12 protein-coding genes are annotated in these 16,749 nt (G+C 32.7%); 11 read left to right on the top strand and 1 reads right to left on the bottom strand.

What is annotated here, in order from left to right; all coding sequences use genetic code 11:
* The first annotated feature begins 294 nt into the window (after window positions 1-294).
* The 10 genes from ACMA47_RS23240 (at window position 295) to ACMA47_RS23195 (ending at window position 14,603) form a co-directional block, all read left to right on the top strand.
* Window positions 295-816, top strand: a complete 522-nt coding sequence (locus tag ACMA47_RS23240; RefSeq protein WP_413931690.1) for a hypothetical protein — start codon at window positions 295-297, stop codon at window positions 814-816.
* Window positions 817-891: 75 nt separating this feature from the next.
* Complete coding sequence (locus ACMA47_RS23235; RefSeq protein WP_413931689.1) at window positions 892-1,695, top strand: molecular chaperone; 804 nt, start codon at window positions 892-894, stop codon at window positions 1,693-1,695.
* Window positions 1,688-2,716 (top strand): hypothetical protein, encoded by a 1,029-nt coding sequence (locus ACMA47_RS23230; RefSeq protein ID WP_413931688.1) that lies wholly within the window; start codon window positions 1,688-1,690, stop codon window positions 2,714-2,716. Before ACMA47_RS23235 ends, ACMA47_RS23230 begins: the two co-directional genes overlap by 8 nt.
* A 41-nt stretch (window positions 2,717-2,757) precedes the next feature.
* Entirely contained in the window at window positions 2,758-5,514 is a 2,757-nt protein-coding gene (locus ACMA47_RS23225; protein ID WP_413931687.1) for a hypothetical protein, read from the top strand.
* Between the two features lie 506 nt (window positions 5,515-6,020).
* Window positions 6,021-9,287: a DEAD/DEAH box helicase gene (locus ACMA47_RS23220; RefSeq protein WP_413931686.1), complete on the top strand. Its 3,267-nt coding sequence runs from the start codon at window positions 6,021-6,023 to the stop codon at window positions 9,285-9,287.
* A 74-nt stretch (window positions 9,288-9,361) separates the two neighbouring features.
* Window positions 9,362-11,746, top strand: coding sequence for a hypothetical protein (locus tag ACMA47_RS23215; RefSeq protein ID WP_413931685.1), 2,385 nt, complete (start codon window positions 9,362-9,364; stop codon window positions 11,744-11,746).
* Entirely contained in the window at window positions 11,724-12,725 is a 1,002-nt protein-coding gene (locus ACMA47_RS23210; RefSeq protein ID WP_413931684.1) for an HNH endonuclease, read from the top strand. The genes ACMA47_RS23215 and ACMA47_RS23210 overlap by 23 nt, the downstream gene beginning before the upstream one ends.
* 275 nt (window positions 12,726-13,000) lie before the next feature.
* Complete coding sequence (locus tag ACMA47_RS23205; protein WP_413931683.1) at window positions 13,001-13,204, top strand: type I restriction enzyme endonuclease domain-containing protein; 204 nt, start codon at window positions 13,001-13,003, stop codon at window positions 13,202-13,204.
* Window positions 13,205-13,237: 33 nt separating this feature from the next.
* Window positions 13,238-14,152, top strand: a complete 915-nt coding sequence (locus ACMA47_RS23200) for a COG2958 family protein (RefSeq protein ID WP_413931682.1) — start codon at window positions 13,238-13,240, stop codon at window positions 14,150-14,152.
* Between the two features lie 4 nt (window positions 14,153-14,156).
* Window positions 14,157-14,603 (top strand): hypothetical protein, encoded by a 447-nt coding sequence (locus tag ACMA47_RS23195; RefSeq protein ID WP_413931681.1) that lies wholly within the window; start codon window positions 14,157-14,159, stop codon window positions 14,601-14,603.
* Between the two features lie 32 nt (window positions 14,604-14,635).
* Here the strand turns inward: ACMA47_RS23195 and ACMA47_RS23190 are convergent, their stop codons facing one another.
* The gene (locus ACMA47_RS23190; protein ID WP_413931680.1) at window positions 14,636-15,040 is read right to left on the bottom strand and encodes a helix-turn-helix domain-containing protein; all 405 of its coding nucleotides are present in this window, start codon (window positions 15,038-15,040) and stop codon (window positions 14,636-14,638) included.
* 296 nt (window positions 15,041-15,336) lie between these two features.
* On the opposite strand from ACMA47_RS23190, the gene ACMA47_RS23185 reads away from it, so the two are divergent.
* A complete protein-coding gene (locus ACMA47_RS23185; RefSeq protein WP_413931679.1) occupies window positions 15,337-15,843 on the top strand; it encodes a hypothetical protein in 507 nt (168 codons plus the stop codon).
* Window positions 15,844-16,749 lie beyond the last annotated feature (906 nt).

The following is a 16,749-nucleotide window of genomic DNA, read 5'->3' as shown; positions in this document are numbered from 1 at the left end:
AAAATAATTCTGCATTAAATAAAAATCTTGCAATTTATTCATTCCCTATATATTAAGTAAAATTAATGTTTAAGATTAATAAAGCATTCTTTTTACTTTATGGTGATTTTATCAACATTTAAATGATACTTTTTATGTAATTATTCATAAAAAGTATTACTTGGTGCGCGCCTATTTCTCCGTAAAAATTCACAAATAATAAGTATCTTTTCACAAAGGTCCTGAAGTTCTTTGTATTTACCTTTGCATCCGCAATTTTAAAAATAATTAATACAAAAAAACGTCTTTAACCTTATGAAAAATTTTATCTTAGCATCTTTTGCTATCCTTGGATTCTCAACATTACAGGCACAAAGTGTAACGCTAAATGTCAGACTTAAGCCTATCCAGACTCTTGTTGTTAACAACGCTCAAAAAGTCGTTAATTTAGACTACATCACTAAAGATGACTATGCCGATGGTGTATCTTCTGTAAACGCAGATCACTTAAGTATTTACAGCACAGGAGGATTCCAGGTAAAAGTAAGAGGTGGTAACGATGTATTAGAGTATGGAGGTAAAAACATCCAGGCTAACACCATCCAGATTAAAGCAAGCGCAGGTTCTGACGCTGTAAACGGTGCTCAATATGCTCAGAATGTACAATTATCAACTAACGAAGCTACTTTGGTAACTTCTTCTACCGGAGGAGTAGACAAAAAAATTAACATTGAATATAAAGGAGCCGGAGATAATAAGTACCTGAACAATTATATTGCCGGACAAGATCCTACAGTATACACTACTGAACTTACGTATACCATTATTTCTCAATAATAGATATCATTCTGTAATGATAAAGTGTTGTACCTACCACAGCACTTTATCAACACTTAAAAACTAATCTCCGTCATGAGCAGACTTTCTCTTCTCCTTTTCAGTCTTCTTTTCCTATCATCTTTTCACGGATATGCACAAACAGGGGTTTCGGTTTCACCGCCAAGACTGTACTTTGAGTCAGGAAACGGAAACAGCAATACCCAGACAATAACGGTAACGAATGTAAGTGCCAAAAATTCTCTGGACCTCGCTGTAAGTTTAGGAGACTGGGAATATGACGGCAAAGGTGAGAATGTAACGTATCCCGCCAATACTCTTCCTACTTCATGCGCAAGTTGGGTTTCGGTCAAAAAAGAAGAGAATTACTTTACTTTGGCTCCGGGAGAAAAAAAAGATATTGAGGTCACCATTACGGTTCCCAATACGCTTTCCAATCAACTGCCAACCCATACGGCCGTTTTGTATGTCAGCCAAATGAATCCGGTAGATGATGTGGATCATAAAGGCGCCAACATCAAGGTAAGCATCCGTTCAGGAATCAAATTATTCCACAAGCTGCCTGCCGCCAAAACTAAAAAACTTGAAATCCAGAATCTGGTATACGGAAAAACAACCAATACAATCAACCTCTTTTTTGAAAATCAGGGTGATGTATGGGGTGACGGAAAAATATACACTGACTTTGTGAATACGCAAACCGGAAAAAAAGTGTCCCTGGATCCGGTTATCTTTTATTCCATGCCAGGAAACAAAAGAGAGATGAATATCCCTCTTCCGGCAAGCCTTGAAAAAGGAAAGTATACCGCTTCTGTAATGATTGATTATGGAGACAACAACAATCTGGAATTAGGAGAATTAAGTTTCAGCTATGAATAGTAAAAAATTCTTCTATTTCTTTCTGTTGGTTTCCCTGAACTGCTTCTCACAGGTCAATTACAACTCATGGGTGAACAGTTATCTGCAGATTAATTCCTACAGCGGAAATACCAATCCCGATGCTTATACCTTTACGCTGGCTGGTAACGACGCGTTTAATATTCCTTACTGGAAAATATCCATGAAGCTTAAACAGCCTATCACTTCTACTGACGGAAATTATACGATGCCTGCCAACAAAATATCATTTCAGCCCGTTTCCACTTCAGGACAGGCTTATCCGGGACCTGTACCCACGATTCCTCAGATCGGAATGCCATTGAATACTTTTCTTCAGGCCAACCAGGAAGTCTTTTTAATTCCACAGTCCAATGCAGCCTTGTACAATCAGCCACCACAGCCCAACGGCTATTATAACCTGCAGGTAAAATACAGCCTGACCGTTATGGGAGGGTCTTATCTGGGAAGCTACCCTTCCTGGACCAGATTTAACGCTCCGGTACAGTTTACAGCGTATGATCAGTACAACAATATTATTGGCAGAGGAGATCACATTTTTCAGTTCCACATCGGGCCACTCAGCGGAAGCCCGACAGATGTCCCCGAAATGTCACTTCAATTTTCCGCAAAAGCGATCAACGGATCACTGGAATTCAAAAGTATGTCAGATTATGTCAACGGAGTAAGTGTCACCTATTCCAATGGACTGATCGTAAAAAGCAATACCAATTACCAGATCAAATTACGTTCTCTTCAGGGGCAGTTCAGCTCTCCAGCCGGAAACTACATTTCTTTAGGAACCGTAAAAATGAATCTCATCCCCGTTTCAGGAAACAATGGGAATGTATATCCTATCCTGCTGAGTGCTTCTCCCCAGCTTATTGCTACAGGAGGCTCAACAGGAAATTCAAGCCTATATTACGATATCCGATATTCCACCAAAGCCAATGATGAAAGACTGATTAATGCCAAATCGGAAGAATATTCCACCACCCTTCAATACGAGATTATCCCCCAATAACCATGCTTCAAGACCTGTTCAAAAAAATCTTTTTCATTTTTTTGATTTCGTTTCAGATATGGATTCCGGCACAAAGCAGTTCCGGGATAAGTCTTGATATCCGTAATGAATCCAGAACAGATAAAACAGGGATCCTGGATCTGATCATCGTCCTTGACAATCAAAGCACCAATGATTTCAAAGGAAAAGTAAATATTACTATTCCTCAAGGTTTCAGAAATATTTCAGGAAATAGTCTTCAGGTCGAAATGAAATCCGGGGAACATCTTTTCCTACCGGTAAAGATTGTGGTCAGCAATAATGCCGTTTCAGGAGAATCCCGTCTGGGTTTCCGTCTTTCGGACCAGCAGAATAAAACAATGGCGGAAAAAGAAATACCTTACACCGTCACTGAAAATAATGCCATGCGCATCACAGCAGAAAACCCACTGATCTATGTGAATAAGGCCATCGATTCAGTAGAAGTAAGGGCAAGAGTTTCCAATCTTGGGAACAGAAAGCAGAATGTAACCGTTGTATTTAAAATTCCGGAAGCCGAGCAGGGAAATGCTTTTATAGAGAAAACAGGAAGTATTGGTGTGCAGAAAGATTCAGTCTTTGTGTTCCGTTTTCTGCCTTCCAGAATCAGATCCCGCAGCACTCAGATTTCCGTCAATATTGCAGGTTTCAGAGAGCCGGACAGAGAAATATTTGGCAATACCAGTGTTTCCATCCAGAATGTTTCTTCAGTACAACGTTATGAGGATATGGAATCCACTGCATTTTCCAATTTTACCAAAAACACCATCACGGCAAGTTACAGACATGCCGGGGAAAACCTGGACATGTATCAATTGGTAGGTTCGGGAGGTTTCAACCTTCCTTCAGGATATATTTTCATCCGGGGGAATATCTATACCATGACGAATCAGAACGATCCTATTGTCAACAATACCTATCTGACCTATCACAGGGAAAACAGTGAATTCACCATCGGAAACATCAATAAACTACTGGAACTATCTATGTTCGGAAGAGGGCTGGAATATGCCTACACGTCTCCGGATAAGAACAAGAAAATTGAAGCAGGTTTTGTAGACCAGACCTACAGCCTGATCGAAAGAAATTCTTTTCTGAAATATGGTTATGGATTTTATACACGGGGAACCCTTGGGGCTCAAAACGCTTCCCGCAATATCTCCGGAACGTATATTTTCAGGGATGATCCTTACGAAAAAGCCAGGCATCATGTAGCCGGAACAGATCTTCAGTATGCTTTCGGCAAAGACTGGAGAACCAACACCAAGGTGTATGGCGGACTAAGTTTCTACGAAAACAACCAGCCCTCCAAGCCTTCTTTAGCTTTGGAATCCCAATATTCCGGAATGATCAAAAAGGTGAATCTGAACGGAAATTATTTCTACAGCACAGATTATTATCCCGGAAACAGAAGAGGAATTTTACAGATTCAGCAGAATTTCTCTACCATGATTTTCAAAGACCATTATGTGTATGCCAACATTGTGGCTTCTCATTTTTCGCCTAAGTTCTACTTTTACGACAACACCCTGAATTCGAGCAATCTAAGACTGGATACAGGAATCAACTTCCCTAAAAAAGGGAATTTCGGGATGGGACTTGGCTATCAGTACCAGGAAGAAAACTCCAATTCTTATAATAATTTTTTCAATGCCCAGCCTTATGAGAACACGAAACAGCTGAGAGCACAGCGTTTTACGGAATACCTTACCTGGCTGAGTCCTGATAAGCAACACTCCTCCATCCTGAGCATGGAAACAGGATTGGCACAATATCCGGACAACGACAAACAGCAGTTTCAGATGAAAGTAAGCGGAACTTACAGCTACAAATGGCTTACCGTGAACGGGATCTATCAGCATGGAAGCTATTTCCTTTCCGAATATGCTTTTTCAAAAATGATGAACCAGAGCACTCCCTACGAAAAGCTTTCCCTTTCTGCTTTTGTGAATAAAAACTTCTTCAACCGTCAGCTGAATGTTACCTCAGGGGTGTCTTATACGGATGATGTTCTGTACGGAAAATCGCCTTCCGGCTTTATGAACCTGAAGTATTCAAGGGAAAAGTACGCTTTATATCTGAACTCATCCTACTTCAGTTATACTGCCGGAAGCTTCACCAATAATCTATTGACCATCGAAGCAGGTGTTACCGTCAACCTTAGAAACAGCACTCTTGATCCTGGTAAAAAAGGTGATATCAAAGCATTTGTCTATTATGATCTGAACGAAAATAGTATCTATGATGAAGGCGACAAAGAAGCGGCAGGCTATCTCATTATGCTCAACAATATTTCATTTAAAACCGACCCGTCAGGTTCTATCAGCTACCGCTCTATCCCTTACGGAAAGTATGCCCTGAAACAGGTGATCCAGCAAGGCTGGTATTACGATGAAACCGAATTTACCGTAGACAAGCACCACTACTCTTTTGAGATCCCTCTTCATCAAAACGGAACGACCCAGGGAAAAATAACCTATGATTTTGACACCAAAACAGCAGTAGATTTCACGCCCAAAGTCGGAGGTATTCTTTTCAATATTTACCGCAACGAACAGTTAGTACATCATATCATCACCGATGACAACGGTGAATTTGCCTCTTTCCTACCCTCCGGAAATTACAGGATTGAACTGAATAAAAACTCATTGCCTTCCAACACCTATTGCGAACGCTCTACTGATACTTTCAAAGTGGAGGCCGGGAAAATAGTACAACTTGAGCCTTTTGTGATTAAGGTAAGGGAGAAGGTGATTAGGGTGAAGAAGTTTGGGGGTTAAAAAATAATATTTGAAGATTAGCCATTCAATCCTCTATTTCTATCTATAAACACAGTAACTTATGGTTTACCGTAATTTTTTTTCTCTTGTTTTATTTTTCTTTGCATTTTAATATCATTATTTTTACGCGAGGGGTACAGTTGGAGCAATTGGATTATTATCGTGTAATATAGCTATGAATCAAAGTTTTTATGCTATTAAGGATAAATTTCCTTTTTTTACTCATCAATTAGTACTAAAACATAATTGACAAGTTAAAAGTGAAGCTGTTGGAGCTACTTTAGCGCTTTGGTTACTAGAGATTTTAAACAACGATTTGTAATAGATTTTCCAGAAACTATTAAATGTAATTTCAATAAAAATGTTTCTCGTCTATATGAGTTGTTATTAAATAAAATACAAGAAAACCAAAAGCTCACAAACTAAAAAGTTTGTTATTGCACAATTGTCGGTTGGGGAAAAAGTGAGTGCTTAAAATAAAAACTAATAACGATAGAAAACCAAATATGACTAAAATTTCACTTCCTGAATTACGATTATCTTACTTCAATAAAGTAGGTGTAAAAAATACTGTTGAGCAAATCATCTTAGAGAAAGCTTATGTAGATTATTTCTTTCAAAATAGCTACAGAGGCTATGTTGTTGTTTTAGTTGATGGAGCTCCAATTTGCATTACATCTAATAAAGATTTTGAATCGCCTAATTTTGAATTGATAATTCTTTCAAATAAAAAACCTACAGAGCAAACTTTAGAGGTTGAAGGAGAAATTGTTTTGAAGAGATGGTTAAAGCATCCTATGAAAAGAGAATACTCTAATACAGAAATTTTAAACTCATGGACAAGGAATTTTAATTTTTTAGAGGAAGATTTAGATGCTAGTATAAATGGTTTACGAGAACCTCAAATAGCAGCATTGTATTCGATTTTAAGTCATTTAAAAGTGTCTGATGAAATTGGGACTATTGTAATGCCAACTGGTACAGGAAAAACTGAAACAATGTTGTCTACTTTAATAGCGGGTAAGTTAAATAAAATAATTATAACTGTTCCCTCAGATGCATTAAGAACTCAGATATCAAATAAGTTCTTAAAATTAGGTTTATTAAAACAATTTGGAATTATTAATCCCAGTGTTATTAACCCTAAGGTTGGGATTATATATCAAAGTTTCCAAAAAAACGAAGATTTACTTGAATTTATCGAAAAGTCAAATGTTATTGTAACAACAATGAATATTTTGTCAAATTTTCATCCCAGCATATTAGCTATTCTAAATACTAATGTCTCAAACGTCTTAATTGATGAAGCACATCATGTTGAGGCAAATTCATGGAAGCGTGTTAGAAAAGCTTTTGATAATAAGAAAATTTTACAGTTTACCGCAACCCCTTTCCGTAATGACCAAAAACGGATAGAAGGAAAAGTAATTTTTAATTTTAGCTTGAAAAAAGCTCAGGAACAAGGTTATTTCAAGCCAATCAATTTTTTACCAATAAGAGAATATGATGTAAATAAAGGTCACAAATTAATTGCACAAAAAGCGGTTGAAAAACTTAGAGAAGATCTAGCTAATGGATTTAATCATATTTTAATGGCTAGATGTGTAAATACAGTAAAAGCTGAGGAAGTTTTTAAGTATTACGAAGAATATGAAGATTTAAAACCTGTATTGATCCATTCATCAGTATCAGGTAAAAAAGAAATTTTACAAAATATAATAAAGGGTAATCATAGGATTATAGTTGCTGTAAATATGTTAGGAGAAGGCTTTGATTTACCACAACTAAAAATTGCAGCGTTTCATGATATTAGAAAAAGTTTACCAATTACTTTACAATTTGCTGGAAGATTTACAAGGACTTCAATTGATAATGAATTAGGCAATGCAACTTTCATCGCAAATTTGGCAGATTCTGAAACAGAAAGCGAATTGAGTGATCTATACGCTCAAGATTCGGATTGGAATACTTTATTATCAAGACTAAGTTCTGATCAGATTGATGAACAAATAAATTTTGATGAATTTATAAACGGTTTTCAACATTTGGATAATTCTAAAATTCCTTTTCAAAATATTAAGTTTGCTCTAAGTACTGTTGTTTACAAAAATTTAAATCCAGATAGTTCTTTTGATTTATTAAATTTTAAAAAAGGGGTTAATGGCTATGATGAATTGGAATATAAATTTGATGATTATAACCCAACTGAAAAGACGGTAGTGATTATTACTGCCTCAAAATCTGAAGTTGAGTGGGTAAATTATAAAGAAGTTTTTGGTTTAGATTGGAGACTTACAATATTATACTACAATGAAGAAAACAGTCTTCTTTTCATTCATAGTTCCGACAAATCTAGTTTATATCCTGAACTTGCAAAAGCTGTTTTAGGCGATAGGTCTGAATTAATTCATAAATTATTGGTTTACCGAAGCTTCTATGATGTAAATCGTGTATCACTACAAAATGTAGGATTGAAAGAGTTTTTAAATAGGAAAATAAGGTTTACAATGCGTGTAGGAACAGATATTCAAGATGCTCTTTCTTTAGCCGAACAGCAAAGGGGTGAGAAAGCATTTGTATTTGGTTCAGGCTTTGAAGATGGTAACAAGATTACTCTTGGTTGTTCATACAAAGGGAGAATTTGGAGCTATATGAAAGGAGACCTTAAAGCTTTTATTAACTGGTGTAATAATTTAGGAAAAAAACTAATTGATGAAAGCATTAATCCAAATCAAGTTTTACGTGAAACTTTAATTCCTGAGGTTATTACTGAAATTCCTCATTTATATTCCACTTATATTGATTGGGATGATAATTTTTATAATTTTCCTGAATCAAAAATAGAAATAACTATTAATGGTATTTTTAATTCTGCGTATTGTACCATTGAGATAATTAATCAAAACGATCAAGGAATTATTGATTTTCAAGTTGTTTCACCCAATGGTTCTGCAAAATTTAGAAAAGAATTATTTATAGATACTAATAATGATGGTAGCAATTATCCAAACTTTAGAATTATTAAGTTAGATACTGCTCAAAGCGAAGTAAAAATTGCGTCAAAAACTTTTACACTTCTTGAATACTTCAATCTATTTCCGCCAATTATATGGTTCGCAGATGGATCAGCGCTTCAAGGAAATGAATATATTCAATTAAAACAACTTATTCAACCATATCCAACAGAAAGGTTAATTGATTGGAATTGGGATGGTGTAGATTTAGGCAAAGAGGCGCAGGGGATTCATCCATTAAAAACAGACTCGATTCAATATAAAGTTATACAAGATCTTATAGCTGGAGATTTTGATATTGTTTATGACGATGACTACTCGGGTGAAATTGCAGATATCATTACTATAAAAGAATATGAAAATGAAATTAACGTACAGTTTTACCATTTGAAATTTGCAAAAGATGGTTTAGTTAATACTAGAGTAGATAATTTTTACGAAGTATGTGGTCAGGCTCAAAAATCAATTCATTGGAAACATAAGAGTGGTTTTGAATTTTTTCAACATTTATTAAGAAGGGAAGCTAAAGTTAGAAATGGACATGAACGAAGTCGAATTGAAAAAGGAACTAAAGCTGATTTAGAAAGATTTCTAGCTATTGCAAAAAATAAAAAGCCAATGAACTTTGAGATATTTATTGTTCAGCCAAGTTTGTCAAAACAAAATACTTCAGAATCAATAATGACTTTGCTCGGTGTAACCGCAAATTATTTAAAAGAAGTAGCAGATATTGATTTGAAAATAATTGTAAATGAATAAAATTACTCAACTTCAATTGTTGCTTCGGTTGGCTGTTGTAGAGAGAGTGAGTTTAAATATGAAAAACTAAAACTATGAGTAATTTAGAAAACTTTAATGAATTTAAATTATTAGCTATTCGTCCCTTGAAAGGCACTTCACCAGAATTATTAAAGAGTCTGCAAGAAAATTGTATTTATTCTTTTTATAGTGAATATAAATATATAAATAAGGAGGGAAAAGAAATATTAGATTCCAAAGAATACCATGAAATAGAGACTATAGAGCATACACCCATAGTACCAACGTACTTATATGGTAAAAACATAAATATTTCTGCAATTGTTGGTCAAAATGGAAGTGGAAAAAGCACCTTGATGGAGTTATTTTACTACGCTATTCTTCTATATAACAAAAAACACATAGAAAATGAAAAATTATTAGAAAATGATTTTAATGCAGAAATGATACTTCTTAAAAAGGACGCAATTCAAGTATTAACAATTAGTACAAAATCAACAAAATCAAAAATATATAGAAAAAAAAATGAAATAGTTTATACGGAAGATAATTCTATTTTTACAAAAGCTTTAAACAAACGTATAGACTTTAAATTTTATTCAAATGTTCTAAACTATTCAATATATGGTTTAAATTCCAACTTTATTCCATGGATTGATTTAATCTTCTACAAAAATGATGCTTATCAATTACCTGTTGTAATCAATCCCTTTAAAGAATATGGAAATTATGATATCAATAAGGAATATTTACTAATGCAATCCAGAGCCGTTTTTTATACTTATGTATTGGGTTTCAAAGAAATTATTGAAGATATATATATTCATAATATTCATTTTGAAATTAATGTCAATAAAATTCTACAAATTGAAAACAATATGTCAACCTATATAATGTTGCTGCAATTTTTGGAATCAAATATTAGTAAAGTAGATTATGATATTTTATTGTTTAAAAATCTTTCTGCCAATCATTTGATAACTCTAGACTCAATGCGCGAGTTTTTACAAGATGATTCTTATGAAAAGAAAGGAAAGTGTTGCAGAGTATTTTATAATAAAGATTTAGTAAACTATGATATTTACAAAACATTTACCTATTTGTATATTTTTAAAAAGTTATATAAAATATCCAAAACCTACAAAAAATACAGAAAATATCACTTTTTATTTTTAAATACATTACCATTTAATTTTCATTTTCATGATTCAAGTTTAGTTATACAGGATAATGTTAGCAGTTCCATTTCTGATATTAATAATAAAGAAATTGTGTATGAAATATTAATGTTGAATTTAGATCTAATTGCTGAGGAAAATAGTGAATTAACTGAAGATGATTTATTTTTTATTAAAGAATTGTTTATGAGTTATTACAGAGTAATTCATTCTGAACCCAATAATATTGATAAGCATTTATTAAAACTTAAATACGATAATAATATTCTAAATAATATTGAGCCTACTAAAAAAATAATTCAAGAATTATTTAACGGAAAAGAATTTAGACAATATCTCTGTCAAGGTTATATTAAAGAATTAGACCTTGATACAAGTCACATAACTTTTAAATTAAAACAAGCTATAAATTATTTTAATTTAGATATTTTCAAAAGTTTAGATATCGAAAATAGTTCTATTGTTAATAATGATGGGAATGATTGTAACATCAATGTCAATATAGAAAGAGAGTATTTTAAAGATCGTAAAAAGATTGAGGATATTCCATTGGCAGTATTTAATCATTTTATAGAGGTGGTTAAGACCAAAGAGAAAGATGAAGATAAAAGAGGTAAATTAATAGCTGATGAAGAACTTAAGCCTTATCCATATAACTCATTAAGTTCTGGTGAACAACATTTGATAAATTCTATTCTAACAATAGTATATCATAATTACAATCTACTTTCTGTAAAAAATGGTTCTGATTTGATAAAGTATAAAAATATCAATTTAGTTTTTGATGAATTAGAGTTGTACTTGCATCCTGAATACCAAAGAGTTTATATTAATAACCTTATAAATGTTTTAAACAAGATTCAAGCTATAACGAATCAAAATAATATTTATTACAATATATTGATGGTAACCCATTCCCCTTTTATTCTATCAGATATTCCATCTCAAAACATTTTAAAAATGAAAGATGGTAAGCCTGAACCTAATGATGGTATCAATTCTTTTGCGGCTAATATCTATGATTTATTAAAAGATGAATTTTTTTTAGAAAATGGAGCAATAGGTGCATATGTATCTAGTAAAATAACAAATATTTTAAATAAAGATAATATTGAACAACAAGACTTGGATGTCGTAAATTTAATTGGTGATCCATTTCTAAAAAGTGTGATTAAAAAGAAAATTGAACATAAAGTTTCTAATGATTCATTAAATAAAGAAATTACGAGATTACAAGAAATTTTAAATAAACGGAAAGATGCTACAAATCAAAGAATATAGTTTAGGGACTTTAGATGTAGAGCTAAATAATGAAATCCAAGATATAGACAATCAGATAAAATCTGACTTACAAAAAATTTCAAAAATAAAATATATTTCATCTTTTTTCAATGAGTTGGAACAGGTAATTGATCTTAAAAGTGATTTTTCTTTTATAAAATCATCCAGAAAACAGGTCGAACAACTTAAACAAATAGATACAGCTATCAGTATCACTAACTTAAAGCCGTTTAATAATAATTTCAAACAATTAGCTACATATTTGAAGACAAGGAGAAAGTATAAAAAATGTACTCTTAATGATATATTAGAGTTTATCTTTGGCTATCATTTAGAGAATAGAACTCAAATATTAAAAAGAGTTTTACATAAAATAGATCTTCAAAATTGTGTCTATTGCCTAGCTCAGTATACTACCTCTTATGGCATTGACCAGCAAAAAATTTATGTTAAAGGGAACCTAGATCATATTTATCCTAAAAGTTTAAATGCTTTAGTTAGTTTGAGTATTAATAATTTAGTGCCTGTCTGTGGACATTGTAATCAAAGAAAATTAAATGCTGATCTTTCAAAATTTAATTTTAATCCATTTGATTCCAATATAATTCCAATTTTTAAATTTGAAGATGTTTTAGAAATCAATAAAGGACAAGTTAATTTTAAAAATTTGACTGATTTGAAAATTGAAAAGATTAATTCTACATTAGAAAAAAGATTAGAGTTGACATCGTTATATAAAGAATACAAATCACCAATTGAAAATCTGTTAGAAAGATATAAAAAATTCAATTCTTCCTCTTACAAAGCGCATATTCAAAAATTATTAGAAAAAGGAATATCAGCTGATTTAGAATATTTTATTTCCGAAACACCCTTTACAGAAGAAAATTTACAGAATATGCCTTTACACAAATTTAAGAGTGACTTTTATAAAGAGTTAGAAGGTTATAAAAAAAGTGACAAAATAAAATTTTCCTGACATGAAATACACTGAATTCCAATTATAAAAATCATTCATTGACCTTTTGGTTATGAGTAGGTGAATGGTAAAAATGTAGTTCTGGCATCGTATCAAGAGGTTTTGATTTGGGAAGATATGAGTGATTTTCTGCTGTCACATTATCTTGGTCTAGAAGCAATAGAGCTAGAAACGCTAATCAATGAATTGGCCTACCACTCTGTATGACAGCAATAAATACATAGAAAAACTCTTGACAGATGGTCTGATTTTTAACAGAAACAATCCTAATAAAAATGTTAGAACTAGCCCAGGAAATAAAGAAGATCGTAGATAACACAATAGAATATCCTGATTGGAACGATAGAGAAGACATCAAAGCAAAACTAAAAATGGATATTATTGTGAAACTTCATGAATATGGGTATCCACCGATTACACAAGATGATGTTTACAAAAATGTACTGGAACAGGCAGAAAATTTTAAAAAAAATAGGTAAGAAAATATTTAAGAATAAAAACTAATACCAAAAATGACTTTTCTAGAATTAGCAGAATTAGTAATAAAGGAAGAAAATAAACCTTTAACATCAAATGAAATTTGGAATATAGCAATAAAAAAAGGATATGATAAACAGCTTAATTCTCAGGGAAAAACTCCTTGGGCTACTTTAGGAGCATTAATTTATGTGAATGTAAAAGACAATCCGAAGTCAATATTTTTGAAAACAGATTCAAGGCCCAAAAGGTTTTATCTTAAAAACATGGCAGGTAAAGTTGACCTTTATGAAAATACGATTCCAGATGAGCCAATAGTAAAAAAGAAGAAATTTGATTTTTTGGAAAAAGATCTTCATAAGCACCTGACATTCCATGCATATTATTATATGCAATGTTATACTAAAACGATAAATCATAATATTTCCAGTAAAAAAGAGTTTGGTGAATGGGTGCATCCCGATATGGTAGGGTGCTATTACAAAACTCAGGACTGGAAAAAGGAAGTTGGTAATTTTAGCAATGCAATAGGGATAAGATCAATTGTTTTATATTCTTTTGAAATCAAAAGAGAATTGAGTTTTGCAAACTTACGAGAAAGTTTTTTTCAATGTGTATCTAATTCTTCTTGGGCAAACGAATCATATCTTGTTGCTGCAAGAATATCTGAAGACGAGGATTTTATGAATGAACTTGAACGACTCTCGCTATCATTTGGAATAGGTGTTATAGAATTGGATATTGAAGATCCTCATTCTTCTGAATTGGTAATTCCCGCAAAGCATAAAAAGGATTTAGATTTTGAGACGATAAATAAATTAGCAATGAATAGTGATTTCAGGGAATTTCTTGAAACTGTACAGATTGATTATACCAGCAGAAAAATTCACAATAAAGAATATGATAAAGTATGCGAACTTGAAGAATTGATAAATAATAAAACACATTAATGATATGAAAAAAATGTTCACATTGCGTGGTGTTTCGAATACAGGTAAAACAACAAAAGTTAAACAAATTGCTCAATGGGTAATTGATAATTATCCCATAACAAATCCACATAATGTAGATATTACTAAAGACGAAATCCTAGGGACTCTTCAAATTAATAAACTTCGTATTGGATTTCTAAGTGCTGGTGACGATTTAGCTCAAGTTAAAAAAATTGAGAAATTATTAGAGGAAAATGATGATGATATTGATATTGTTATCAATGCTTGCAGAACTCGTGGTGCAGGCAGAAAATATTTGGAACAGAATTTTAATCGTAAAACTGGATGGCTGACAACAAATATATATGTGGAGAAACTTAATTCTTTATTAATTAATCAGATACCTGCTAGAGATGCACAGATTATAGATGAACTAAAAACTTGGCTAACAGGTTTGGAAAAGCATTAAGAGAAAAATCCTGAGAGTGATCTCAGGATTTACTATTTATCTTGTATTAACTTCTCCAACTTATTAATCATTTCCTCTTGCTGTTTAAGCATTCTTTCGTATAATTCAACCATTTTATCTAACGGATTGAAAGAACAGTTAAAATTAACTTGAGATTCATCTTTAAATGTATTGGCAACAGCACTGTCATGAAAAGTATTAGCAATAATATTTACCGCCTGCTCCTCATCAAAATTCTGAAACGCTTCCACCGGAATTTTCAATACTTCAGAAATTCTTTTCAGTAAAGGATCTTCAATAATTTCTTTCTGTTCCAGCAGAGAAACTTTCTTCTGGTTCCAGTCGTCCCCAAGGTCAAGAGCCAATGCCTCCTGCTTGATGCCCAGCATTTCTCTGAATCGTTTTACATTGCGCCCCTGATGTATTTTATGTTCCATGATAATTCAACATTTATGAGTTTTAAATATAGAAAAATATTTATAAAAACGTTCCTTAAAAAACAGATTAATTACAATCTGTGTTCTTCCTACTGATACTGTGAAACGGGCCTCCTCTCCTATTTCACCATTTCCGTTTTTATGCCCTCTTTTTTTCATCAAAAAGTCAGAAAAAACAAACGCTGTTATCTGGTTTTCATTTTCTGATGAACATGCGCTGAAAATCTTACAATCCCCTGTTTTTCTATACCTGACACTTGCTATATTTGATCGTACAAACCAAAAAACACAATATTATGGCACTAGACAATTTAATCAGTGTAAGCTTTTCAAAAAGTGATTTAGAAACTATTGATAAAGCAATTCAGGACATCCAGTCTGTACTGTTGGGAAAAACCATCAACCTTACTCCGGATCAGCGACAGCAATACGGAAGAATTGCCGAACAGAACAAACTCTTCGTGAATAAAGCCAAAATCTATATGGAACAATATGCCCAGTACGTTCCTAATTTTCTGGATAAAGCAGAATTCGATAAAGATTATATTGCAAGAGAGCAGATCGAACAAAGACTGCAACAACTGGATTCTTTAACTGAACAACTTTCAGACACCAAAGTATTACTGGATCACGATAATTATCATAACGCCATCAGTTTCTATCGAAGCATCAGATACCTTTCAGAAGAGAATGTACCAGGTACCAATGTTATTTATGATGATATGAAGCAGTTTTTTGTGACAGGACAGGCTTCAGTACCCACTCAAACACCTCCTCCATCCAGTTCAAACAACAATCAGTAAGAATAAATACTTTTTTGAGGGCACGTGAAAAACGTGCTTTTTTTGTGGTTATCTATTTACCATATTTTGGTTGGGAATCGCAAAGACTCAAGCTCTTATTATAGGGACGCTGTTTAAGGCGCAAAGATTTTATCTCCGATAAAATTTCTGATGACTTACTTTAATTTCCTTGCTGAAAATCTTTGATTTTCTTGCGCCTTACAAAACATATCAATATTGAAAACTTTGCGTCTTTGCGTTTAAAACAAAATAATAAGCCATTGTATTAATCAGTAAGAATAAATACTTTTTCTGGAGCACGTGAGAAACGTGCTTTTTTTGTGGCTATCTGTTTACCATATTTTGATTGGGAATCGCAAAGACGCAAGCTCTTATCATAAGGACGCTTTTTAAGACGCAAGGATTTTATCTCCGATAAAATTGCTATAACTCAGTATTTCACCTGCTGAAAATCTTTGATTTTCTTGCGCCTTACAAAACATATCAATATTGAAAACTTTGCGACCCTGCGTTTAAAACAAAATAATAAGCCATTGTATTAATCAGTAAGAATAAATACTTTTTCTGGAGCACGTGAGAAACGTGCTTTTTGTGTGCATCCATTTGCTGATTTTTGGTTGGAAATCGCAAAGACGCAAGATTTTATCATAGGGATGCTGTTTAAGGCACAAGGATTTTATCTCTGATAAAATTGATATGACCCAATATACTTACCTGCTGAAAATCTTTGATTTTCTTGCGCCTTACAAAACATATCAATATTGAAAACTTTGCGTCTTTGCGTTTAAAACAAAATAATAAGCAACCGTATCTGAAGAAATAGGATATTTTTAAACGTTCTATGTTAACTTGCAAATAAATATGCTAAAAAATTAAGTGCCTACTTGTAAATAGTTTTTCTGATAA

This window comes from Chryseobacterium sp. T20 (genome assembly GCF_047345655.1).
Taxonomy (GTDB): domain Bacteria; phylum Bacteroidota; class Bacteroidia; order Flavobacteriales; family Weeksellaceae; genus Chryseobacterium.
Note: the sequence above shows the minus strand (reverse complement) of the source record. Positions and strands in the feature narration are given on the sequence as shown.